Source organism: Pigmentiphaga sp. CHJ604, from assembly GCF_036972535.1.
Lineage (GTDB): Bacteria > Pseudomonadota > Gammaproteobacteria > Burkholderiales > Burkholderiaceae_B > Pigmentiphaga > Pigmentiphaga daeguensis.
The window spans coordinates 1,910,203-1,932,097 of the sequence record NZ_CP136998.1 but is presented as its reverse complement, the minus strand read 5'-3'; the positions used below and the strand labels follow the sequence as shown (position 1 = coordinate 1,932,097).

Annotated in this window: 22 protein-coding genes; 7 read left to right on the top strand and 15 right to left on the bottom strand. The window is 68.0% G+C overall.

Features of this window, described 5'->3' with window-relative positions; genetic code table 11:
- The first annotated feature begins 69 nt into the window (after positions 1-69).
- From R4823_RS09340 to R4823_RS09325, 4 genes are read left to right on the top strand one after another with little or no spacing between them, the layout of a single operon-like run.
- Positions 70-1,059, top strand: a complete 990-nt coding sequence (locus R4823_RS09340; RefSeq protein ID WP_338618424.1) for a tripartite tricarboxylate transporter substrate binding protein — start codon at positions 70-72, stop codon at positions 1,057-1,059.
- An 18-nt stretch (positions 1,060-1,077) separates the two neighbouring features.
- Complete coding sequence (locus R4823_RS09335) at positions 1,078-1,824, top strand: SDR family NAD(P)-dependent oxidoreductase (protein WP_338618423.1); 747 nt, start codon at positions 1,078-1,080, stop codon at positions 1,822-1,824.
- A 30-nt stretch (positions 1,825-1,854) separates the two neighbouring features.
- Positions 1,855-3,999: an ATP-dependent helicase gene (locus tag R4823_RS09330; RefSeq protein WP_087840994.1), complete on the top strand. Its 2,145-nt coding sequence runs from the start codon at positions 1,855-1,857 to the stop codon at positions 3,997-3,999.
- 38 nt (positions 4,000-4,037) lie between these two features.
- Positions 4,038-4,385, top strand: coding sequence for a YbaN family protein (locus tag R4823_RS09325; RefSeq protein ID WP_279814213.1), 348 nt, complete (start codon positions 4,038-4,040; stop codon positions 4,383-4,385).
- A gap of 92 nt (positions 4,386-4,477) precedes the next feature.
- Here R4823_RS09325 and R4823_RS09320 read toward each other — a convergent pair whose 3' ends face one another.
- Genes R4823_RS09320 through R4823_RS09290 form a run of 7 tightly spaced genes read right to left on the bottom strand, consistent with a single transcriptional unit; the run spans position 4,478 to position 11,309 of the window.
- Entirely contained in the window at positions 4,478-5,800 is a 1,323-nt protein-coding gene (locus R4823_RS09320; protein ID WP_087840992.1) for a GTP-binding protein, read from the bottom strand.
- Complete coding sequence (gene cysD / locus R4823_RS09315; RefSeq protein WP_087840991.1) at positions 5,800-6,714, bottom strand: sulfate adenylyltransferase subunit CysD; 915 nt, start codon at positions 6,712-6,714, stop codon at positions 5,800-5,802. Before cysD ends, R4823_RS09320 begins: the two co-directional genes overlap by 1 nt.
- A gap of 3 nt (positions 6,715-6,717) precedes the next feature.
- Positions 6,718-7,455, bottom strand: a complete 738-nt coding sequence (locus R4823_RS09310; RefSeq protein WP_243724623.1) for a phosphoadenylyl-sulfate reductase — start codon at positions 7,453-7,455, stop codon at positions 6,718-6,720.
- Between the two features lie 12 nt (positions 7,456-7,467).
- Positions 7,468-8,526, bottom strand: a complete 1,059-nt coding sequence (locus R4823_RS09305) for a sulfate ABC transporter ATP-binding protein (protein WP_087840989.1) — start codon at positions 8,524-8,526, stop codon at positions 7,468-7,470.
- A gap of 22 nt (positions 8,527-8,548) precedes the next feature.
- Positions 8,549-9,448: a sulfate ABC transporter permease subunit CysW gene (cysW, locus tag R4823_RS09300; protein ID WP_338618421.1), complete on the bottom strand. Its 900-nt coding sequence runs from the start codon at positions 9,446-9,448 to the stop codon at positions 8,549-8,551.
- Positions 9,445-10,305, bottom strand: coding sequence for a sulfate ABC transporter permease subunit CysT (gene cysT, locus R4823_RS09295; protein WP_338619146.1), 861 nt, complete (start codon positions 10,303-10,305; stop codon positions 9,445-9,447). The genes cysW and cysT overlap by 4 nt, the downstream gene beginning before the upstream one ends.
- Positions 10,306-10,331: 26 nt before the next feature.
- Positions 10,332-11,309, bottom strand: coding sequence for a sulfate ABC transporter substrate-binding protein (locus tag R4823_RS09290; protein WP_243724631.1), 978 nt, complete (start codon positions 11,307-11,309; stop codon positions 10,332-10,334).
- A gap of 292 nt (positions 11,310-11,601) precedes the next feature.
- Between R4823_RS09290 and R4823_RS09285 the strand changes: the two genes are divergently transcribed.
- Positions 11,602-12,561 carry a CysB family HTH-type transcriptional regulator gene (locus tag R4823_RS09285; RefSeq protein ID WP_338618420.1) on the top strand — a complete coding sequence of 320 codons (960 nt, stop codon included), beginning with the start codon at positions 11,602-11,604 and terminating at the stop codon, positions 12,559-12,561.
- On the opposite strand, the gene R4823_RS09280 is transcribed toward R4823_RS09285, so the two are convergent.
- A complete protein-coding gene (locus tag R4823_RS09280; RefSeq protein ID WP_087840985.1) occupies positions 12,562-12,969 on the bottom strand; it encodes a DoxX family protein in 408 nt (135 codons plus the stop codon).
- Between the two features lie 77 nt (positions 12,970-13,046).
- Positions 13,047-13,691 carry a peroxiredoxin gene (locus R4823_RS09275; protein ID WP_087840984.1) on the bottom strand — a complete coding sequence of 215 codons (645 nt, stop codon included), beginning with the start codon at positions 13,689-13,691 and terminating at the stop codon, positions 13,047-13,049.
- Positions 13,692-13,917: 226 nt separating this feature from the next.
- Here R4823_RS09275 and R4823_RS09270 point away from each other — a divergent pair, with 226 nt between their 5' ends.
- Positions 13,918-14,535 (top strand): alpha/beta hydrolase, encoded by a 618-nt coding sequence (locus R4823_RS09270; protein ID WP_338618417.1) that lies wholly within the window; start codon positions 13,918-13,920, stop codon positions 14,533-14,535.
- Positions 14,536-14,556: 21 nt separating this feature from the next.
- Here R4823_RS09270 and R4823_RS09265 read toward each other — a convergent pair whose 3' ends face one another.
- From R4823_RS09265 to R4823_RS09250, 4 genes are all read right to left on the bottom strand, one after another.
- Positions 14,557-16,353, bottom strand: coding sequence for an acyl-CoA dehydrogenase (locus R4823_RS09265; RefSeq protein ID WP_338618415.1), 1,797 nt, complete (start codon positions 16,351-16,353; stop codon positions 14,557-14,559).
- A gap of 107 nt (positions 16,354-16,460) precedes the next feature.
- Positions 16,461-17,390 carry an FAD-binding protein gene (locus tag R4823_RS09260; protein WP_338618414.1) on the bottom strand — a complete coding sequence of 310 codons (930 nt, stop codon included), beginning with the start codon at positions 17,388-17,390 and terminating at the stop codon, positions 16,461-16,463.
- 2 nt (positions 17,391-17,392) lie between these two features.
- On the bottom strand, positions 17,393-18,142 hold the full coding sequence (locus R4823_RS09255) for an electron transfer flavoprotein subunit beta/FixA family protein (protein WP_087840980.1): 750 nt from the start codon (positions 18,140-18,142) through the stop codon (positions 17,393-17,395).
- A gap of 164 nt (positions 18,143-18,306) precedes the next feature.
- The gene (locus R4823_RS09250) at positions 18,307-19,227 is read right to left on the bottom strand and encodes a histone deacetylase family protein (RefSeq protein ID WP_087841048.1); all 921 of its coding nucleotides are present in this window, start codon (positions 19,225-19,227) and stop codon (positions 18,307-18,309) included.
- Positions 19,228-19,313: 86 nt separating this feature from the next.
- On the opposite strand from R4823_RS09250, the gene mltB reads away from it, so the two are divergent.
- Complete coding sequence (gene mltB, locus R4823_RS09245; RefSeq protein WP_338618413.1) at positions 19,314-20,543, top strand: lytic murein transglycosylase B; 1,230 nt, start codon at positions 19,314-19,316, stop codon at positions 20,541-20,543.
- Here the strand turns inward: mltB and cysM are convergent.
- Together cysM and R4823_RS09235 are read right to left on the bottom strand one after the other, a co-directional pair.
- Positions 20,516-21,421 (bottom strand): cysteine synthase CysM, encoded by a 906-nt coding sequence (gene cysM, locus R4823_RS09240; RefSeq protein ID WP_087836651.1) that lies wholly within the window; start codon positions 21,419-21,421, stop codon positions 20,516-20,518. The genes mltB and cysM overlap by 28 nt on opposite strands.
- A gap of 29 nt (positions 21,422-21,450) precedes the next feature.
- Positions 21,451-21,852, bottom strand: coding sequence for a helix-hairpin-helix domain-containing protein (locus tag R4823_RS09235; RefSeq protein WP_087836650.1), 402 nt, complete (start codon positions 21,850-21,852; stop codon positions 21,451-21,453).
- Between the last annotated feature and the right edge of the window lie 43 nt (positions 21,853-21,895).

Genomic DNA, 21,895 nt, shown 5'->3' with positions numbered 1-21,895 from the left:
TTATATTTTTTTAACTTAATATATTTTACTAACTTAGTATAAATTTCCGCGGAACCTACAGGGAAAGCCATGACCGATCTCGCAAGACGCACCACGCTCGCCGCCTTCGCCGCGGCGGTTTCCCTGGCGGCGCTGTCCGCCCCCGCCGCGGCGGCCGGCTATCCCGACAAGCCGGTGAAAATCATCGTCGCCTACCCCGCGGGCGGCGACACCGACGTGCTGGCCCGCTGGATAGGCGAAAAGCTCAGCGCCAGATGGGGCCACCCCGTCGTGGTCGAGAACCGCAGCGGCGCGGCCGGCTCGATAGGCAGCGCCTACGTCGCCCGGTCCGCCGCCGACGGCTACACGCTGCTGCTGGCGCCCAACACGCTGGCCATCGTGCCCCATGTCCTCAAGCCCGGTACCGGCGCCGACTACAACGTCCAGGCCGACTTCACGCCCATCGCCGAGATCGGCACGCAGTCGCTGTTCCTGGCCAGTTCCCAGCAATCCGGCGTGAAGTCGGTCAAGGACGTGGTGGCGGGAGTGAAGGCGGGCACGCTGCAAAGCTATGCCAGCCCCGGCGCGGGGTCGCCCATGCACATACTGGCCGAGCTGTTCGACAAGGCGGCGGGTACCCGGATCAACCAGATCCCGTATCGCGGCAGCGCTCCGGCCATCGTCGACCTGGTGGGCGGACAGGTTCCGCTGATGTACACCACCCTCGGCCCCATTACCTCGTATGTCGCCAACGGCAAGCTGCACCTGCTGGCCGTGGCGGACCCGCAGCGCTCGCCCTTCGCGCCCGACGTCCCCACCTTCGCCGAACTGGGCTACAAGAACGTCGAGGTCGGCGCCTGGCAGGCCCTGCTGGGGCCGCGGGGGCTGCCGGCCGAGGTCGTGCAGAAGCTGAACGCGGCGGTGAACGAGATCATCAAGATGCCGGACATCGTTTCCCGGGCGGCGGTGATGGGGCTCACGCCCACGGGCGGCACGCCCGATGCGCTGGCCCGGCGCATCGCCGCCGACGACACGCGCTACGCCCGCATCATCAAGGAATTCGGCATCCAGGCCAACTGAGCGATGAAGGAACAGAACATGCACGACGCACGTCCCGCCGGCAAGGAAATCGCCTACGTCACCGGCGGCGCCTCGGGTATCGGCTACGCGACTGCCAGGCGCCTGGCCGTGGCGGGATTCCGCGTGGCCATCCTGGACCTGGGCGAGGACCGGGTCCAGGCGGCGGCAGGAGAACTGTCGGCGCTCGGGCTGGACGCGCAAGGCTACGTGGCCGACGTGCGCGACCGCGAGGCCTTGGCCGGCATCATGGACGGCGAAGGCCGGGTCGACGTGGTCGTCTGCGCGGCGGGCGTCTACACCCCCCGCCAGTTCGACGAAATCTCCGACGAGGACTTCCGGCGCACCGTCGATGTCAACCTGCTGGGCGTGTTCGTGCCCGCGCAGGAAGGCGCGCGCCGCATGCGGCCCGGCGGCCGCATCGTGACGGTGTCGTCGCGGGGCGCGCTGGGCGGCTACGGCTTCGCCGACTACGTCGCATCCAAGGCCGGGGTGATCGGCCTGACCCGGGCCATGGCGCTGGAACTGCGTCCGCGCCGCATCGCGGTCAACTCGATCGCGCCCGGTTTCACCGATACCCCGATGACCCGCACCATGCCGCCCGACCAGTACGCGAAGGCCGTCGCGCTGGAGCCCGGCGGGGCACCGGCGACGCCGGACGACATCGCCGTCGCCATCGAGTTCTTCGCCTCGCCCGCGACGAAGTTCATCACCGGCCAGACCCTGTTCGTGGACGGCGGCAAATCGCTGGGTGGCCTGGGCATCTGATATCCGGGCCGGCGGTTTACACTTCCCGCCATGAGTTCCCTATTGCTGACGCCGGAACAGCGGCAGATCGTCTCTCAAGCCGGCCAGTTCCTGCTGATCGACGCCGTGGCCGGCTCGGGCAAGACCACGACCCTGGCCCAATGCGTGGCCCATCGCGAGCGCCAGGGCACGCCGGCCGACGGCATCCTGGCGCTGGTGTTCACCGAGGCCGCCCGGCAGGTCTTTCTCCAGCGCCTGGCGCAGGCCGGTGCGTCGCGCTCGATCCGGGTCGCCACCTATGCGGAGTTCGCGCGGGGGCTGCTGGCCGATTGGCAGGCGCAAGGCCTGATCGACGGCGCCGAGGATTACCTTCCCGATGCCGAAGCCATGCGGCCCTGCGTATTCGAGGCCATCGAGGAAGCGGCGGCCGACCCGCAGGCGGACCGGGAATACGGCTATGACCTGAACAACCTGCACGCCGAGGTCATCATCAACCAGTTGTCCCGGCTCAAGGGCACGCTGGCCTTTGCCCGCTTCGCGGACGCATCGGACGCGGAACTGGCCGAAGAACTCGACCTGCCGCGCGGACTGCTGTCCATCTGCCGCACCTACGAACGGCTGCGCCGGATCGACGCCGGCCATTTCGCCTTCCAGAGCGAACACGATCTCGTCACCGACGTGCTGGCCATTGCCGACGAGCTGGGCGAGATCGTGTCCCTGCCCTGCCCCGCGCTGGTCGTGGCGGACGAATGGCACGACGCCAACGCGGCCCAGATCAGCCTGCTGCGCAAGCTGACCGGCCCTCGCACCCGCATCATCGCCGCCGGAGACAAGGAGCAGGTCGTCCATTCGTGGAACGGCGCCGACCCCCGCTACATGGGCGAGGCCTTCGAGCATCTCTTTCCCGGCACGCGGCGCCTGCCGCTGACCAGCTCGTTCCGCTGCGGCCCGACGCTGGGCGCCTGCGCGCAGGCCCTGACGGCCCAGGTCTTCCAGTCCGGACGATCCGAAGACACCGAAGTCGACATCGTGCGCTACGGCACGGGACCGGAAGACGATTGCTGCAGCCGGGTGGCGGATGCGCTCGCTGCCCTGCTCGAATCGGGCGCCGCGCGCAGCCTGGGCGATTGCGCCGTGGTGCTGCGCGACGCGCACCAGAGCATTGCCCTGGAGAACGCGCTGATCGCGCGTGACCTGCCCTATGCCACGGACGGCTGCCAAAGCTATTTCGATCGCATCGAGATCCTGATGCTGCGCGGCATCCTGCACATCGCGCGGCTGTCGATGGCGCCGGTGCGCGACCGTGGTGAAGTCAAGGCCATCCTGCGTGCGCTGGGCCTGTTCGCCGGCCTGGACTACACGGAAAGCGAATGGGCGGATGCCGAGCGCACCATCGCCACCGACCCCGAGACCATCCGCTATTTCTACAGCGGCCGGCTCAGCCGTACCGCGGACGCGCAGGAAACGGTGGATCCCGCCACTCGCCGCTGGCGCGCCCGTTTCGCCGAAGTCTGCGACCATCTCATCGCCCGGGCGCCCTCGCTGTCGGCCGGCGAATTGCTGACCCACGCGGCGGCGGAACTGCAACTGGCCGACGTCACGCGCCGCCTGTTCGTGCACAGGCTGGACGCCCAGGCCGTCGCCCGCTCCATCGACGGCTTCATTTCCTATGCAGACGCCACGGGGCTGGATGCCACCGGCCTGCTGGAGCACTTGCACCAGGCCCAGCGCCGCAGCGGCGCGCTCAAGAAGAACCGGCAGCCGCTGGTCCTGACCACCGCCCGCGCCGCCAAGGGCAAGGAATGGCGCTTCGTGCACATGCCCTTCATCGCCGACGGCGAGTTCCCGCAGGCGCACGCCGACCCGGCCGAGGAACGCCGGCTGTTCTACGTCGCCATGACGCGAACCAGCGAAAAGCTATTCCTGTACACCCCGCAAGGCCACGACAGTCATTTCATACGCGCGCTCGACCTGCCCGCGGCCCGCGCGGCCGCGCGCACCCGGCCTGCCGCTGCCGCCGCACCGGCCACGCCGCCCCGCGTCTACCTGGACGTGCCTTACGGAGAAAAGGATGCGGCCAAGCAACTGGGCGCGCAGTGGGACAACGTGCAGCGGAAATGGTGGATCTCGCCGGCCATGCCTCGCCGGCTCTTCGCCAAATGGCTGAGCGCCGACGACGGTCAGGGCCGGCCGTGAAACCCTGTTCCGATCCGGGCATCGTCGTCCGCGGCCTGATGCTGCTGGCGGCGCTGCTCTGCCTGGCCCTGGGCATCGTCGGCATCTTCGTGCCGGGCCTGCCGACCACGGTCTTCGTCCTGCTGGCGGCCTGGTTCGCGGCCCGTGGATCGCCCCGCCTGCTGGCCTGGCTGGAACGCCACCCGGTCTTCGGCGCCATGATCCGCAACTGGCGCACGGACCGCTCCGTCAGCCGCCGGGCCAAATGGAGCGCCACCATCACCATGGCCCTGTGCGCCGCCATCCTCTTCATCGCCCCCGTGCCGCGCTGGGCCGCCGGACTGTCCACCGCCATCATGCTGACGGTGGCCATATGGCTATGGATGAGACCCGAGCCACACTGCTAGGGAACCCACCCCCTACGCCCTTCGGGCGCCCCCTCAAGGGGGCGGCGCTGGCGGACCGGCAGAGCCGGATCCGCGGCGCCCTGGGATACCAGTCAGTGCGCGGAGAGAGATGTCAGCCGGATCAAGCCGGCCGCGGCCGTCTGGTGCGTGGCTTCGTCGATCAGGATGAATGCCCCGGTGGCCGCGATGTCGTCGTAGGCGTCCAGCGCCAGCGCATCGCGGGTGGCGATTTCCACGCGGCCGATGTCGTTCATCGCGAACGGCGTGTCGGCCGCCGGGACCTCGCCAAGCTCGTGGATGTCGCGCCGCGCCAGCACCGACTTGATCTTGGCCGAGGTCAGGCGCGTACCGTGCTTGAGCAGGTACTTGCGCGCGGGATTCAGGGCCTGGGTATCCAGCCAGCAGATCTCGGCCTGGAACTGTCGCGCCACGGCCGCCGGCGCCGACGCATGCACCAGCACATCGCCACGCGACACGTCCACGTCCTCGTCCAGCACGACGGTGACGGAATCGCCGGCGACGGCGGCCTCCACCTCCCCGCCGTGGACGACCAGCGACTTCACCGTCGCCGCCACGCCCGAGGGCTGGACCAGCACGCGGTCGCCCACGGCCAGCGTGCCGCTGGCGACCTGTCCCATGTAGCCACGGAAATCGTCGGCCCGGTCGCCGCCATGGCGCGCGACCAGTTGCACCGGGAAGCGCAGGGCCTTGCCGGAAGCGTCCGTGCGCACATCCAGCGCCTCGAGCAGTTCGAGCAGCGCCGGCCCCTGGTACCAGGGCGTGCGTCCGGACTTGCCGACGACGTTGTCGCCGGTCAGGGCCGACAGCGGCAGGACGTGGAAGCCGGCGATGCCCAGCTTCGCGGCCAGCGCCGCATAGGCCTCGCGGATGCGCTCGAACACCTCGCGGCTCCACTCGACCAGGTCCATCTTGTTGACCGCCACCACGATGTGGCGGATGCCCAGCAAGTGCGCCAGGGTACTATGGCGCTTGGTCTGCGTCAGCAGCTGGCCATCCGCCGCCCGGGTCGCGTCGATCAGGATGATCGCGACGTCTGCCGTGGATGCGCCGGTCACCATGTTGCGCGTGTATTGTTCGTGCCCCGGGGCGTCGGCGATGATGAACTTGCGCACCGGCGTCGAGAAATAGCGGTACGCCACGTCGATCGTGATGCCCTGCTCGCGCTCGGCTTCCAGCCCGTCGGTCAGCAGCGACAGGTCGATGGTATCGCCCACCGTGCGCTTGTACTTGGCGCGCGAGATCGCGTCGAGCTGGTCGGCGAAGATGCCCTTGCTGTCGTACAGCAGCCGGCCGATCAGCGTCGACTTCCCATCGTCCACCGAACCGGCGGTGATCAGGCGCAGCACGCCCTTGTCGGCGGCGGAAAAGAATGCGGAATCGGTCATGGCGTTCATCAGAAATATCCTTCCTTCTTGCGGCGCTCCATCGAGGCTTCCGAGGTCTGGTCGTCCATGCGGGTGGCGCCGCGCTCGGTGATGTCCGTCACCGCCGTCTCGGCGATGATGGCCAGCGGATCCGCGGCCTCGGAGGCCACCGGGCAGGTGCACGAAATGTCGCCCACCGTACGAAAACGCACCGTCAGGTTCTCGACCGATTCGCCCTCTTGTGGCGGCGTGAGCGGCGTCACCGGCACCAGCAGGCCCTTGCGCCGCACCACGTCCCGCTGGTGCGCGTAGTAGATCGACGGCAGCGCGAGGTTCTCGCGCGCGATGTACTGCCACACGTCCAGCTCGGTCCAGTTCGAAATGGGGAACACGCGCATGTTCTCGCCGGCGTGGACCCGCGTGTTGTACAGGTTCCAGACCTCGGGGCGCTGGGCCTTGGGATTCCATTGGCCGAACTCGTCGCGGAACGAGAAGATGCGTTCCTTGGCGCGCGCCTTTTCCTCGTCCCGGCGGGCGCCGCCTATGCAGGCGTCGAAGCCGAATTCCTCGATCGCCTCCAGCAGCGTGACGGCCTGCGCGGCGTTGCGCGAATCGGTCTCCTTGCGCAGCACGACCGAACCGCGCGCGATGGAATCCTCGACGCTGCGCACGATCAGTTGCTCGCCCAGCTCGGCGGCGCGGGCATCGCGAAAGGCGATGACCTCGTCGAAGTTGTGGCCGGTATCGATGTGCATCAGCGGGAACGGGAACTTGCCGGGCCGGAAGGCCTTCTCCGCCAGCCTGAGCAGCACGCATGAATCCTTGCCGCCGGAAAACAGCAGCACGGGCCGGGCGCACTCGGCCGCGACTTCGCGCATGATGAAGATGGCTTCGGATTCCAGCCAGTCGAGATGGCTGCGCGTGGTGTTCAGGATAGCGGGCATGATTCAGCCTGATTGCTTGGTTGTGACGACGGAGACCGGGATGGCCGACAGGTTGCCGGCGTGCAGTCCGCACTCCTTGGAGTCGGACGATTCCCACCACCAGCGGCCCGCGCGCAGGTCCTCGCCGGGCCGGATGGCGCGGGTACAGGGTTCGCAGCCGATCGAGGGATAACCCCGGTCGTGCAGCGGGTTGTAGGGAATGTCCAGCGCGCGGATGGCGGCCCAGACTTCCTCCTGGGTCCACAGCGCGAGCGGGTTGTACTTGTGCAGCCCGAACACGGGATCGGGCTCGTCCAGCGGCAGTTCACCGCGGGTCACCGCCTGTTCGCGCCGCTGCCCCGTGATCCAGGCGCTGCGGCCCGCCAGCACGCGCCGCAGCGGCTCGACCTTGCGGATCTCGCAGCAGGCCTTGCGCAGCTCGACGCTTTCGTAGAAGGCGTTCAGGCCATGGGTGGAAACGTAGCGCTCGACGGCGGCCGGATCGGGCCGCACGACACCGATGCCGCGGCCGTAGCGCCCCGCGATGCGGTCGACCATCGCGACGGTCTCGGCGTTGAGCCGGCCGGTGTCCAGCGTGAAGATCTCGATGGCCAACCCGCCATCCAGGATGGCATGGGTCAACAGCATGTCCTCGGCGGCCAGCGACGAGGCCAGCGCCACGTCGGCATGCGCGCGGGCGATGCCGCCCAGCCGGTCGACCAGTTCGGACCAGCGTTGCGACGGGAAGGAAGAAGTGGTCACGGCGGCCATGGCTCAGGTAAGAAAGACTTGCGCGTTGCGCGGCTTGACGACCAGCGCCTCGCCGCCCTTCAGGTCGAGCTGGCGGAAGACCTCGGCGGGCAGTTCCACCTCGACCGGCTGGTCCGACCCCTGGCGGGTGAGTTCCAGGTAGGCGCTGGGCCCCGACAGGTAGGCGCGGTTGAACGTGGTGACCAGGCCGATGTCGCCATCGCTGTAGCGCTGCACGTCGAATTCGTGCGGCCGGATGTAGGCCGTGGCCTTGGCATGCTGGGCGTCGGCCAGGTCCGGCGTGGGAATGGTCAGCCCGTCCGCGTGCAGCACGCCGGCATGGGCCTGCCCGTGGAACTGGTTGACGTCCCCCAGGAAACCATAGACGAAAGGCGTGGCGGGCCGTTCCCAGACCTCGGTGGGCGTGCCCACCTGCTCGATGCGGCCCGCGTTCATCAGGACCACCCGGTCGGCCACCTCCAGCGCCTCTTCCTGGTCGTGGGTGACGAACACGCTGGCCACGTGCAGTTCATCGTGCAGGCGTCGCAGCCAGCGGCGCAGTTCCTTGCGCACCTTGGCGTCCAGCGCGCCGAACGGCTCGTCCAGCAGCAGCACCCGCGGCTCGACGGCCAGCGCCCGCGCCAGCGCGATACGCTGGCGCTGCCCGCCCGACAGCTGCGAGGGATAGCGGTCGGCCAGCCAGTCCAGCTGGACCAGGTTCAGCAACTGGTGGACCTTGTCCTTGATCTGCGCCTCGGACGGGCGTTGGCCGCGCGGCTTGACGCGCAGGCCGAAGGCGACGTTCTCGAACACGGTCATGTGGCGGAACAGCGCGTAGTGCTGGAACACGAAGCCGACCTGGCGTTCGCGCACGTGCACGTCGGTGGCGTCTTCACCCGAGAAATAGACGCTGCCCTCGTCGGGCGTCTCGAGCCCGGCGATGATGCGCAGCAGGGTCGTCTTGCCGCAGCCCGACGGCCCGAGCAGCGCGACCAGCTCGCCCGACTCGATGTGCAGGGACACATCCTTGAGGGCATGGAAGTTTCCGAAACGCTTGGAGAGATGACGAACTTCGATACTCATGTCTTTTACCTTCCCGGGACGGTCAGCCGGCCACCTTCAGTTGCAACGGCGCGGCGCCTGGAAATTCGGAGGGGAGCGCCTGGTCCTTGAGTTGCCGGCCGCCGCGCCACTCGACCACGCTCTTGAGGACCAGCGTGACCAGGGCCAGCAGCGCGAGCACCGAGGCAACCGCGAACGAGGCTTGATAGGCATATTCGTTGTAGAGGATTTCCACGTGCAACGGAATGGTGTTGGTCAGGCCGCGGACATGGCCCGACACCACCGATACCGCGCCGAATTCTCCCATGGCCCGGGCGTTGCACAGAATCACCCCGTACAAGAGGCCCCATTTGATGTTGGGCAGCGTCACGCGGCGGAACATCTGCCAGCCGGAGGCGCCCAGGGTAAGCGCCGCCTGTTCTTCCTCGCTGCCCTGGGCCTGCATGAGCGGAATCAGCTCGCGGGCGACGAACGGGAAAGTCACGAACAGCGTGGCCAGCACCACGCCGGGAACGGCGTAGACCACCTTCAGGTCGTAGGCCTTGAGCAGCGGCCCCAGCCAGCCGTGCGAGCCGAACAGCAGCACATAGATCAATCCCGCGACCACCGGCGAGACCGAGAACGGCAGGTCGATCAGCGTGACCAGCGCCTGCTTGCCGCGGAACTGGAACTTGGTGATGGCCCAGGCCGCCGCCACGCCCAGCGCCAGGTTCAGCGGCACGGCGATGGCCGCCACCAGCAGCGTCAGCCGGATCGCGGCCAGCGCGTCGGGCTCGACCAGGGCTTGCGCATACAGCTCCCAGCCCTTCTTCAGCGCCTCGGAGAACACCACCGCCAGCGGCAGCAGCAGGAACAGCGCGAGAAAGCCCAGCGACACCACGAGCAGCAGGCGCCGCACCCAGGTAGGTTCATCGAGGTGGACGGGCCGGATGGAGTTGCTCATACGTTCTTCCCCAGGCCGCGCCGCGCCTGCCACCATTGCAGCAGGTTGATGAACAGCAGCAGCACGAAGGACAGCAGCAGCATGACCAGGGCGATCGAGGCCGCGCCGGCATAGTCGTACTGTTCGAGCTTGGTGATGATGAGCAGCGGCGTGATCTCGGACACCATGGGCATGTTGCCGGCGATGAAGACCACCGAGCCGTACTCGCCCACGGCCCGCGCGAAGGCCAGCGCGAAGCCGGTCAGCAAGGCCGGCAGGATCGTGGGCAGGAGGACCTTCAGGAAGGTCTGCAGGCGGCTGGCGCCCAGGCTGGCCGCGGCCTCCTCCAGTTCGCGCTCGGCGTCCTCCAACACCGGCTGCACCGTCCGGACCACGAACGGCAGACCGATGAAGATCAGCGCCACGACCACGCCCAGCGGCGTATAGGCCACCTTGATGCCCAGCGGCTCCAGCCAGCGGCCCATCCATCCGTTCGAGGCATACAGCGCGGTCAGGGCGATGCCCGCCACCGCGGTCGGCAGCGCGAACGGCAGGTCCACCAGCGCGTCGACGATCTTCTTGCCCGGGAACTCGTAGCGCACCAGCGTCCAGGCCACGGCCAGCCCGGCCACCAGGTTGACCAGCGCCGCCAGCAGCGCGGCGCCGAAAGTCAGCCGGTACGATGCCAGCACGCGGGGCGCGGTCACCGCCGTCCAGAACGTCTCCCAGTCCAGGGTCGCGCTCTTGAAGAACAGCGTGGACAGCGGGATCAGCACGATCAGGCTCAGGTAGAACACGGTGAAGCCCATGCTCAGCCCGAACCCGGGCAGCACGCCGAAGCGCCGCGCCCGCCTGGGCCTGGCCAGCGGCGGGTGCAGGATGCCGAGAGTGGAAATGGAGGCCTTCAACGCTTGCCCGGCTGGTAGAGCTGATCGAACGTGCCGCCATCTTCGAAGTGGGTCTTCTGGGCCTTCTGCCAGCCGCCGAAGACGTCATCGATCGTGATCAGGTTGACCTTGGGGAACGCCGAGGCGTACTTGGCGGCCACCTCGGGATTGCGGGGACGGTAGTAGTTCCTGGCGATGATCTCCTGCGCGTCCTTGGTGTACAGGTACTCCAGGTAGGCCTGCGCGGCCTGGCGCGTGCCTTTCTTGTCGACGTTCTTGTCGACCACGGCCACGGGCGGCTCGCACAGGATGGACAGCGAGGGCGCGACGATGTCGAACTTGTCCGGCCCCAGTTCCTTCAGCGACAACAGCGCCTCGTTCTCCCAGGCCAGCAGCACGTCGCCCTGGCCGCGCTCGACGAAGGTCGTGGTGGCGCCGCGCGCGCCGCTGTCGAGCACCGGCACGTGCTTGAACAGCTCGGCGATGAACTCGCGCGCCTTGGCCTCGCTGCCGCCCGGCTGCTTCAGGGCATAGGCCCAGGCCGCCAGGTAGTTCCAGCGCGCGCCGCCCGAGGTCTTGGGATTGGGCGTGATGACCGAGACGCCGGGCTTGATCAGGTCGCCCCAGTCCTTGATGCCCTTCGGGTTGCCTTTGCGCACCAGGAACACGATGGTCGAGGTATACGGCGAGCTGTTCTGCGGCAGCCGCTTCTGCCAATCGGCGGGCAGCAGGTTGCCGCGCGCGTGCAGGGCATCGATGTCATAGGCCAGGGCCAGCGTGACCACGTCGGCGTCCAGGCCGTCGATGACCGAGCGCGCCTGCGCACCGGAACCGCCATGCGACTGGCGGATGGTCAGGTCCACGCCGGCCTTTTTCTTGTATTCGGCCGCGAACGCCTTGTCCAGATCCTTGTACAGCTCGCGCGTCGGATCATAGGAAACGTTCAGCAGGGTCTGCTTCTGCTGTGCCGCAACAGGCGACACGGCGGCCGCCATGGCCAGCACGGCGACACCCAGGGTCCTTCCCAGCAATCCGGCCATCCGAAGCTCCATTCCATCTTTTCGAGGAATGCATGGTCGGTCACAAGCCCCATGCTTGGGAACGACATCTTGGATGGTTACTTATTTCCGACCGGTATAAACCCGCCCCGGCACAGAACAAATACGCCGTTATGCCCGGACGCGCATTAGATCATTTTCAAATTTTCGTTCTGATTTTTTTGTTTGCGACGCAACATGGCTGATCGCCGCCGGCCTCCGTCGCGCCGGCCCGAGCAGGAGAACCACCTTGAATTTCCAGCAACTGCGCTCCGTCCGCGAAGCCCTGCGCCGCAATTTCAACCTGACCGAGGTTGCCAACACCCTGTACACCTCGCAGCCGGGCGTCAGCCGCCAGATACGCGAGCTGGAGGATGAACTAGGTACGACGATCTTCGAGCGCGCCGGCAAGCGCCTGACCGGGCTGACCGAGCCGGGCAAGGAAATCGTCACGATCATCGAACGCCTGCTGCTCGAACAGGAGAACCTCAAGCGCGCGGCCCAGGAATTCAGCGCCCGCGACCAGGGCCGGCTGACCATCGCAACGACCCATACGCAGGCCCGCTACGCGCTGCCGGTGGTCGTGCAGGCGTTCCGGCGCAATTTTCCCCAGGTCCACCTGAACCTGCAGCAGGGCTCGCCCCTGCACATCGCCGAATGGGTGGCCAGCGGCCAGGCCGACATCGGCATCGCCACCGAAGGGCTGCAGGCCGACGGCAGGTTGTCGACCTTCGCCGGCTACCGGTGGAACCACGTCATCGTCGCGCCGCCAGGGCATCCCATCCTGGCGCGCGAGCGGCCCACGGTCGAGGAACTGGCCCGGCATCCTCTGATCACCTACGACACGGGCCTGACCGGCCGCTCGCACATCGACGAGGCCTTCTCGCGCGCCTCGATCGTGCCGGACATCGTGCTGACGGCGATGGACGCCGACGTGATCAAGACCTATGTATCGGCGGGCCTGGGCATAGGCATCATCGCCGCCATGGCCTACGACAGCGAGGAAGACACCAAGCTGCGGTCGCTGGCGGCCGACCATCTGTTCGCCTCGAACATGACGCGCCTGGCCGTGCGCCGCGGCGCCTATCTTCGCAATTTCGCGATCGCCTTCATCGAGATGTTCGCGCCGCACCTGGATCGCGACACGATCACCGCGCAGCAGAACGAGGACACGGCGGCGGCCCGCCAGCCTGAACCGGCCGGAGCCTGATCAGTTCAAGGTGCCGCCCTTGCCGCCGGCGCTGAAGCGGCCGGCGCCGATCAGCGCGATGACCAGGCCGCCGCAAAGGTAGAGTCCCTGGAGCTCCAGCGTCCAGGCCCCGTTCTTGGCCACGGTGAATACCTGGTTGGAGTGGGCGAGCGCGATGGCCACGACCATGTTGATGGCGACCAGCAGGCCGCCGAGCCGGCTGTACAGGCCCACGAGCAGCAGGATGGGGGCGACGATCTCGCCCACGTAGACGAAATAGGCGAGGAAGGCGGGCAACCCGTGCGAGGCGACGAGCCCCTTCACGAAGCCGATGCCGCCGATGACCTTCGGAATGCCATGCATGAGCATGAGCACCCCTACGACCACGCGCAGCAGGAGTTTTCCGAGATCGTCGGCGGTCTGGAGCATGGGAGTCCTGTCGAAAGGAAACGAAGGCCCGCATTACAGCACATGTGCGTGACCCGGGCACTTCTTCCGCCGCGGACTTACTCCTTGTTGGGCTGGGGCGTGGTGCGCAGGTAGGGCCGCACCACCTTGTAGCCCTTGGGAAACTTCTGCTTGAGTACCTCGGGATCCTGCAGCGAGGGCACGATGATGACGTCTTCGCCGTCCTTCCAGTTCACCGGCGTCGCGACGCTGTAGTTGTCGGTAAGCTGCAGCGAGTCGATCACGCGCAGGATCTCGTCGAAGTTGCGCCCCGTGCTGGCGGGATAGGTGATGATGAGCCTGACCTTCTTGGCCGGGTCGATCACGAAGACCGAGCGCACCGTGGCGGTGGCGCTGGCATTCGGGTGGATCATGTCGTAGAGCGTGGACACCTTGCGGTCGGCATCGGCCAGGATGGGGAAATCCACCCGGGTGTTCTGCGTATCGTTGATGTCGCCGATCCACTGCTGATGGGAATCGACCGGATCGACCGACAGCGCCAGCACCTTCACATTGCGCTTGGCGAACTCTTGCGCGAGCTTGGCGGTATAGCCCAGTTCGGTCGTGCAGACCGGCGTGAAGTCCGCCGGGTGCGAGAACAGCACGCCCCAGCTGTCGCCGAGGTAGTCGTAGAAATGAATACGTCCCTTGGAGGAATCCTGTTCGAAATCGGGAGCGGTGTCGCCCAGACGCAATGCGGTCATGTCGGTCTCCTACGTTTTCAAATGAAGCATTCTGGCGTTCCGCCGGGGAAGCGGGAACAAATGTTTGCACATAACCATATAGCTTTCCACCATAAAGGAAAGCCGGATACTTATTTTTTCATATAAGGACGTTACCCGGCGCGGCGTACCGCCAACGAAGCTGCGGTAATTAACAAACGCAAAATTCTTCGTTCCCAGTAATGAACGGGGACGCCATCATGCGCTCATGCGACTGCAACCCTTGATCGTCCCAGGTTGGAACAACTCCGGGCCCGGCCACTGGCAGAGCCTGTGGGAGGCCTGTCTGCCGCGCGCGGTGCGCGTGCAGCAGGCCGACTGGGCCTCGCCCGACCTGCATGACTGGACCGCGACCCTGGCCGCCGCCATCGAAGCGGCGCAGCGCCCGCCGCTGTTGATCGCCCACAGCCTGGGCTGCATCACGATATGCCACCTGCCGCTGCGGGTGCGCGAGAAAGTGGCGGGCGCCCTGCTGGTGGCGCCCGCCGACGTCGAGCGGCCGAACGCCCCGGTGCGGCTGCGCTCGTTCTGCCCGGTGCCGATGCAGACGCTGCCCTTCCAGAGCGTGGTGGTCGCCAGCACCAACGATCCGTATTGCTCGCTGGACCGGGCCCGCGAATTCGCCGAGGCCTGGGGCAGCCGCTTCGAGCAGCTCGACGATGCCGGCCACATCAATGCCGAATCGGGGTACGGCGCGTGGCCCCAGGGGCTCAAACTGCTGGCTGCCCTGCGGCGCAGGTCGCACTGGCGCATCCCGGTCGCCCCCTGCCGTACGCCTCCGCTGCCGCCGTCCCTGGCCCCCGGCCATCACCGCCCATCCCCCTGAGCGGCGCCGGCCAGGCCGGCCTCAGAACGCGTCGACCGGCATGGCCAGGGTGCTCGCTCCCCCCTGCAGGATCTCGCGGCGCAGCGCCTCGACCCGCGGCAGCAGGTGAGCGCAATAGAACCGTGCTCCCGCCAGCTTGGCCGAATAGAAGCTGTCGACGTCGCCCTTGCCGATGCGGCGCCGGCAGGCCTGCGCGGCGCGCGCCATCTGCCACCCGCCGTGCGTGAGTCCGGCCAGCATCAGGTAGGGCACGCTGCCCGCGTAAACCTCGCGCACGTCGTCGCGATAGCGCTCGACCACGAAACGGACCACTTCCTCGTAGGCCTGGATGGCGTCGGCCAGTTGTCCGCGCAAGGCCGACAGTTCCTGGTCGCCGTCCAGCTCGGCCAGCGTCTCGCGCATGTGGCCGATGATGGCGGCGGCCACCGCGCCGCCGTCGCGCGCGGTCTTGCGTCCCACCAGGTCGTTGGCCTGGATCGCGGTGGTGCCTTCGTAGATCGACAGGATGCGGGCATCGCGGTAGTACTGGGCAGCGCCCGTCTCCTCGATGAAGCCCATGCCGCCATGCACCTGTATGCCCAGCGACGCCACCTCCACCGCCATCTCGGTCGAGAAACCCTTGACGATGGGCACCATGTATTCGTAGAAGGCCTGGTTGCGCGCGCGCACCTGGGCATCGGGATGCCGGTGCGCGAAATCGTGCGCCCCGGCGGCCACGTAGGCCACGGCGCGGGCGGCTTCGGTCAGCGTGCGCATGGTCAACAGCATCCGGCGCACGTCCGGATGATGGACGATGGCCACGGGCCCGGCCGAACCCTCGACCGCCCGGCTCTGCACGCGGTCCTTGGCATAGGCCACGGCATGCTGGCTGGCGCGCTCGGCCACCGCGATACCCTGCAAGCCGACGGCGAAACGCGCGGCGTTCATCATGATGAACATGGTTTCCAGGCCGCGGTTGGGCTCGCCCACCAGATAGCCGATGGCGCCCGGGCCGACCTCGCCCTTGTCCTCGCCATACAGCAGCACGGCCGTGGGGCTGGCCTTGATGCCCAGCTTGTGTTCGATCGAGGCGCACCACACGTCGTTGCGCTTGCCCAGCGACCCGTCATCGTTCACCAGGAACTTGGGCACGATGAACAGCGACAGGCCCTTGACGCCCTCGGGCGCGTCCGCCAGCCGGGCCAGCACCATGTGCACGATGTTGCGTGCCATGTCGTGCTCGCCGTAGGTGATGAAGATCTTCTGCCCGTGCAGCCGATAGCTGCCGTCGGGCTGCGCGACGGCGCGCGTGCGCACCAGCGACAGGTCCGATCCGGCCTGCGGCTCGGTCAGGTTCATGGTTCCGGTCCAGGAACCGTCGATCATCGAAGGAATGAAGCGCCGCTTCTGCTCCTCGGTCCCGGCCGTCAGCAGCACCTCGATGGCGCCATCGGTCAGCAAGGGGCACAGCGCGAAGGACAGGCAGGCGGCGTTCAGGTTTTCCATGCAGGGGGTGGCGACGACCTTGGGCAGGCCTTGCCCGCCGAAGTCCACCGGATGCTGCAAGCCCTGCCAGCCCCCTTCGACGAAACTGCGGAATGCCTGGGCGAACCCCGGCGATGCGGTGACGGCGCCGTCGCGCCAGGTGGGCGGCTGCAGATCGCCGTCGCGGTTGAGCGGCGCGATCGCGTCCTGGAGCAGGCGCGCGTTCTCGTCCAGGATCGCATCGACGACTTCCTGGCCGGCTTCCTCGCCACCGGGTAATTGATGAACCTTGTCCAGGCCGGCCAATTCGTTCAGCACGAATCGGATATCCCGCAATGGAGCCACGTAAGCCATGCAAACCTCCGGTCAGTTGGGCACCGAGGGCCGCGCGGCGGCAAGACCGGCGGCCCGGCCCTGTTCGGGTGCGCCGCCGCAGCCCGAGGGCGCGGCGGCGTTCGCGCCTACAGCGCTTTCGTGAGCTCGGGCACGGCGGTGAACAGATCCGCCACCAGCCCGTAGTCGGCCACGCCGAAGATCGGCGCCTCGGCGTCCTTGTTGATCGCCACGATCACCTTCGAATCCTTCATGCCGGCCAGGTGCTGGATCGCGCCGGAGATGCCCACCGCCACGTACAACTGCGGCGCGACGATCTTGCCGGTCTGGCCCACCTGCCAGTCGTTGGGGGCATAGCCCGCGTCGACCGCGGCGCGCGACGCGCCCATGGCCGCGCCCAGCTTGTCCGCCAGCGGCTCGAGCAGCTTGAAGTTCTCGGCGCTGCCCATCCCGCGTCCGCCCGAGACCACGGCCTTGGCCGCCGTCAGTTCGGGACGGTCGCTCTTGGCAACCTCGCGCCCCACGAACGAGGACTTGCCGCCGTCGCCCACCGCGGACAGGCTTTCCACCGGCGCCGAACCGCCCGTGGCCGCGGCCGCGTCGAAGGCCGTCGTGCGCACGGTGATCACCTTGACGGCGTCGGCCGACTGCACCGTGGCGATCGCGTTGCCCGCGTAGATCGGACGCTCGAACGTATCGGCCGAATCGATGCCGATGATGTCGGAGATCTGCGCCACGTCCAGCTTGGCCGCCACGCGCGGCGCCACGTTCTTGCCGTACGCCGTGGCCGGGAACAGGATGTGGCTGTAGCCCTGGGCCACCGCCAGCACCTGCGCCGCCACGTTCTCGGCCAGCCCGTCGGCCAGCGCGGCACCGTCGGCCGACAGCACCTTGGCCACGCCGGCCACCTGCGAGGCCGCCTGAGCCGCTCCGCCCACACCCGCGCCCGCGACCAGCACGTGCACGTCGCCACCCAGGCGCTGCGCCGCCGTGATCGTGTTCAGCGTCGCCGCGCGCAGATGCGCATTGTCATGTTCCGCTACGACCAGTATCGCCATCTTCACACCACCTTCGCTTCATTCTTGAGTTTGCCCACCAGCTCGGCCACGTCCGCCACCTTCACCCCGGCCTTGCGCGCCGGCGGCTCGGCCACCTTCAGCGTCTTGAGGCGCGGCGTCACGTCCACGCCCAGGTCTTCCGGCTTGACGGTCTCCAGCGGCTTCTTCTTGGCCTTCATGATGTTGGGCAGCGTCACGTAGCGCGGCTCGTTCAACCGCAGGTCCGTGGTCACGATGGCCGGCAGCGACAGCGCCACCGTCTCCAGGCCGCCGTCCACTTCGCGCGTCACCGTCGCCTTGCCGTCGGCCACCTCGACCTTGCTCGCGAAGGTCGCCTGCGGCCAATCCAGCAGCGCGGCCAGCATCTGGCCCGTCTGGTTCGCATCGTCGTCGATCGCCTGCTTGCCCAGGATGACCAGCTGCGGCTGCTCCTTGTCGACCAGCGCCTTCAGCAGCTTGGCCACGGCCAGCGGCTGCAGCTCCTGCTGCGTCTCGACCAGGATGGCGCGGTCGGCGCCGATGGCCATCGCCGTGCGCAGCGTCTCCTGGCACTGCGCGACGCCGCAAGACACGGCCAGGATCTCGCTGGCCACGCCCTTTTCCTTCAGGCGCGTCGCCTCTTCCACGGCGATTTCGTCGAACGGGTTCATCGACATCTTCACGTTCGCGATGTCCACGCCGGTCTGGTCCGACTTCACCCGGACCTTCACGTTGTAGTCCACCACTCGCTTGACTGGCACTAACACCTTCATCGTTTGCAACCTCGTTGTAGATAAGCCGGCTACGCCTGGGTAACGGGCACGCACACGGCACGGTCGCCGCGCCACAGGGAAACCTGTCGATTATAGGTAATCGACATACCCCTCTCGCGGGCCTGGAATACGGGTAAATACGGACGACGAGCGCGCATGGGGGCTCAGATCCCCGCCAGCGCGCGTATGTGGGCGGTGGCGCTGCGCCCCAGCGCCGACAGGTTGTAGCCGCCTTCCAGGCAACTGACGACCCGCGCGCCGTGGCGCTGGGCCAGCGCCACCAGCTGCTCGGTGATCCAGGCGAAATCCGACTCGACCAGCCCCATGCTGCCCAGATCGTCCTCGCGGTGCGCATCGAAGCCCGCCGACACCAGCACGAGCTGGGGCCGGAACCGCTCCAGCCTGGGCAGCCACCGGGCCGCGACCAGTTCGCGTATCGCCGCGCCTTCGGTATAGGCGGGCACGGGTTCGTTCAGCATGTTGTCGGCCCAGGGCGCGGTACCGCTGAACGGATAGAACGGATGCTGGAAGAAACCGCACATCAGCACGCGTTCGTCGCCGGCCAGCGCCGCCTCGGTGCCGTTGCCGTGATGCACGTCGAAATCCACGACCGCCACGCGCGTCAAACCGTGGCGCGCGATGGCATGGCGCGCGGCGATCGCCACATTGCTCAGGAAGCAGAACCCCATGGCCTGGTCGGGGCACGCATGGTGGCCGGGCGGCCGCACCGCGCAGAACGCCGACTCGCCCTCTCCCGCCAGCACGGCATCGACGGCCGCGATCGCGGCGCCGGCCGCGTGCAGTGCCGCCGCGTAGGTGTGGGGGTTCATGCAGGTGTCGGGGTCGAGCTCGACGTAGCCGTGCACGGGCGAGCGCTCGACCAGTGATTCCAGGTACTCGGAGGTATGCACGCGCAGCAGCGCGTCCTGCGTGGCCTGCGGCGCCTCGCGCTCGACCAGGTGGACCGCCACGCCCGAGGCAAGCAACTGGTCGGAGATCGCGTCCAGCCGCGCCGGGCACTCGGGGTGCCCTTCGCCCATCTCGTGCTGCCGGCACGCCGGATGCGTGAAGTAAAGCGTAGCCATGGCCTCCATTATGCGCCCGACTTGCATCGCGGCCGAACAGCCGGCAGCATCACGCTATCGATATCGCTTTTCCGGAAATCTTACGCGTGAATTCGACACCCCGCTTTCCGACCGGGTCGCGCAGCGGCCCGATCGTCGCCGGTCTTGCCGCGCTGGCCCTGTGGGGCTGCGCCTCGCCCCCGCCCCCCGCCGCCGCCCCCATGCAGGGCGTGCCGCCCTCCCCTGGCATGCAGGCCGCTCCGGGCTCCGGCCCGGCCGCGCAGCCCGTGGCGCCGGCGCCCGCCGCGCCGGTGGCCGTCCCGGTACCGGTGCCCGCGCCCTCCGGCCCCATGCCGGCCGCCGAGGCCCGGCGCGCTTTCGTCGCCGACATGGCCGGCCGGGGCCTGGACGCCGCCCGGGTCGGCGCCCTGCTCGACCAGGCCAAGTATTCGGAAACCGTCGCGCGGCTCGTGCTGCCGCCCTCCTCGCCCACGGTGCGCAGTTGGCCCCGGTACCGCGCGCGCTTCATCGAAAGCCGCCGCATCAAGGAAGGCATCGCGTTCCAGGAGGAACATGCACAGGACCTGGCGCGCGCCGAGGCCAGGTACGGCGTGCCCGCCTCCATCATCGTCAGCGTCATCGGCGTGGAAACGTTCTACGGCCGGGTCACCGGTAATTTCCGCGTCATCGACGCGCTGGCGACGCTGGCCTTCAACTACCCGGCCCAGGCGCGCAGCGACCGCAGCGCCTTCTTCCGCGAGCAACTGGCGCAGTTCCTGATCTGGTGCAAGGAAACCGGCGCCGACCCGCTGGCGGTAAAGGGTTCGTACGCGGGCGCCATCGGCCTGCCGCAGTTCATGCCCGGCAGCCTGCGCCAGTTCGCGGTCGACGGCGATGGCGATGGCCGCATCGATCTGCTCGCCAGCCCCGCCGACGCCATCGCCTCGGTGGCCAACTTCCTGGTCGAACATGGATGGCAGCGCGACCAGCCGGTGTTCCTGCCGGTGCGGCTACCGGGCGACCCGGCCGCGCTGGTCGACGGCGGGCTCAAGCCCACGCTCGACTGGATCCGGCTGCAGGCGGCGGGCGCGCGGGCGCCCAAGGTGGCGGGAATGTCGGACGCGTGGATGCAATGGCCGCTGGCCGTGATCGATCTGTACGACGGCGCGACGGGCACGACCGAATACCGCGTCGCCGCGCCCAACTTCTTCGCCCTGACCGAATACAACCGCAGCTACTTCTACGCCACCTCGGTCACCGACCTGGCCGTGGAGCTCGAACGGCGCGGCCGGGTGGCGAGCCGGGTCAGTCAGTTGAATACGCCGGTGGACAAATAGCGGTCGCCACGGTCGCAAACGATGAAGACGATGGTGGCGTTGCTGACGGTTTCGGCCACGCGCAGCGCCGCCACCAGCGCGCCGGCGGACGAGATGCCGCCGAAGATGCCTTCTTCCGCTGCCAGCCGGCGGGCCATCTCCTCGGCTTCGGCCTGGGTGACGGACTCCTGGCTGTCGACCGCCGACGGGTCGTAGATCTTGGGCAGATAGGCCTCGGGCCATTTGCGGATGCCGGGAATCTGCGAACCTTCGGCCGGCTGCGCGCCCACCACCCGGACCGCCGGATTGCGGCTCTTCAAATAGCGCGAGACGCCCACGATGGTTCCCGTGGTACCCATGGCGCTGACGAAGTGGGTGACCTGCCCGTCGGTATCGCGCCAGATTTCCGGCCCGGTGGTCTCGACGTGGGCCAGCGGGTTGTCGGGATTGGCGAACTGGTCCAGCACCTTGCCCTTGCCCTCGGCCTGCATCTGCAAGGCCAGGTCGCGGGCGTATTCCATGCCCCCTTGCGAAGCCGGCGTCAGGATCAGTTCGGCCCCATAGGCCGTCATGGCCGCGCGGCGCTCGAGCGACAGGTTGTCGGGCATGATCAGGATCATGCGGTAGCCACGTATGGCCGCCACCAGGGCCAGGGCGATGCCGGTGTTTCCGCTGGTCGCCTCGATCAGGGTGTCGCCCGGCTTGATCTCGCCCCTGGCCTCGGCCCGGGCGATCATGGACAAGGCCGGGCGGTCCTTGACGGAACCGGCCGGATTGGTGCCTTCCAGCTTCGCGAGAATGACGTTGCCGCGCGCGGCGTTCCCTTCTCCCGGGATGCGCTGGAGCCGGACCAGGGGCGTGTTGCCGATGGTCTGTTCGATGGTGGGGTAGCTTCTCATGCGCCCCATCATAATCCAGCCGGCCCGGTTTAGTTCCCTTTCCCCTTACTGCCCGGAGGCATATTGACCATGATGGCCGGCCCCTCGCGGCCGGCCGGGCCGATAGCCAATCCGGCCGCCCGCAACCCCTGGAGCCGCTTCGTGCCCAGCCCGCGCACGCGTCCGGCCAGGTCCTCGAACGACGAGAACGGCCCCCCTCGGCGGCGTTCCTGGACGATGCTGGCGGCGGTCTTGGCGCCGATGCCCCGTACGGCCTCGAGCTGGGACGGCGTCGCGGTATTCACGTCCACGCTGGCGGCATGGGCTCCGCCCAGCATGGCCAGCCCGAGGCTGGCGGTGGCGGCCAGCCTTCCCGCGCGTAGTCGGGCGCCGCGCATGCGATAGGGCCTGGGATCGGGTTCGGCGCGGGTGGGATCGAGGAAAGGATTCATGGCTAGGCTCCTTGAGAGTTGCCGGCGACCGGCCGGCCGCCGC

Excerpts from the sequence above, each read along its gene's own strand:
- R4823_RS09330 (WP_087840994.1), top strand. The coding sequence starts at position 1,855 with ATGAGTTCCCTATTGCTGACGCCGGAACAGCGGCAGATCGTCTCTCAA.
- R4823_RS09270 (WP_338618417.1), top strand. The coding sequence starts at position 13,918 with ATGCGACTGCAACCCTTGATCGTCCCAGGTTGGAACAACTCCGGGCCC.
- R4823_RS09335 (WP_338618423.1), top strand. The coding sequence starts at position 1,078 with ATGCACGACGCACGTCCCGCCGGCAAGGAAATCGCCTACGTCACCGGC.
- R4823_RS09340 (WP_338618424.1), top strand. The coding sequence starts at position 70 with ATGACCGATCTCGCAAGACGCACCACGCTCGCCGCCTTCGCCGCGGCG.
- R4823_RS09250 (WP_087841048.1), bottom strand. The coding sequence starts at position 19,227 with ATGGCTACGCTTTACTTCACGCATCCGGCGTGCCGGCAGCACGAGATG.
- R4823_RS09265 (WP_338618415.1), bottom strand. The coding sequence starts at position 16,353 with ATGGCTTACGTGGCTCCATTGCGGGATATCCGATTCGTGCTGAACGAA.
- R4823_RS09260 (WP_338618414.1), bottom strand. The coding sequence starts at position 17,390 with ATGGCGATACTGGTCGTAGCGGAACATGACAATGCGCATCTGCGCGCG.
- R4823_RS09235 (WP_087836650.1), bottom strand. The coding sequence starts at position 21,852 with ATGAATCCTTTCCTCGATCCCACCCGCGCCGAACCCGATCCCAGGCCC.
- R4823_RS09280 (WP_087840985.1), bottom strand. The coding sequence starts at position 12,969 with ATGCTCCAGACCGCCGACGATCTCGGAAAACTCCTGCTGCGCGTGGTC.
- cysD (WP_087840991.1), bottom strand. The coding sequence starts at position 6,714 with ATGCCCGCTATCCTGAACACCACGCGCAGCCATCTCGACTGGCTGGAA.
- R4823_RS09275 (WP_087840984.1), bottom strand. The coding sequence starts at position 13,691 with ATGACCGCATTGCGTCTGGGCGACACCGCTCCCGATTTCGAACAGGAT.
- cysW (WP_338618421.1), bottom strand. The coding sequence starts at position 9,448 with ATGAGCAACTCCATCCGGCCCGTCCACCTCGATGAACCTACCTGGGTG.
- R4823_RS09290 (WP_243724631.1), bottom strand. The coding sequence starts at position 11,309 with ATGGCGGCCGCCGTGTCGCCTGTTGCGGCACAGCAGAAGCAGACCCTG.
- R4823_RS09320 (WP_087840992.1), bottom strand. The coding sequence starts at position 5,800 with ATGAACGCCATGACCGATTCCGCATTCTTTTCCGCCGCCGACAAGGGC.
- cysM (WP_087836651.1), bottom strand. The coding sequence starts at position 21,421 with ATGAGAAGCTACCCCACCATCGAACAGACCATCGGCAACACGCCCCTG.
- R4823_RS09305 (WP_087840989.1), bottom strand. The coding sequence starts at position 8,526 with ATGAGTATCGAAGTTCGTCATCTCTCCAAGCGTTTCGGAAACTTCCAT.
- R4823_RS09255 (WP_087840980.1), bottom strand. The coding sequence starts at position 18,142 with ATGAAGGTGTTAGTGCCAGTCAAGCGAGTGGTGGACTACAACGTGAAG.
- R4823_RS09325 (WP_279814213.1), top strand. The coding sequence starts at position 4,038 with ATGCTGCTGGCGGCGCTGCTCTGCCTGGCCCTGGGCATCGTCGGCATC.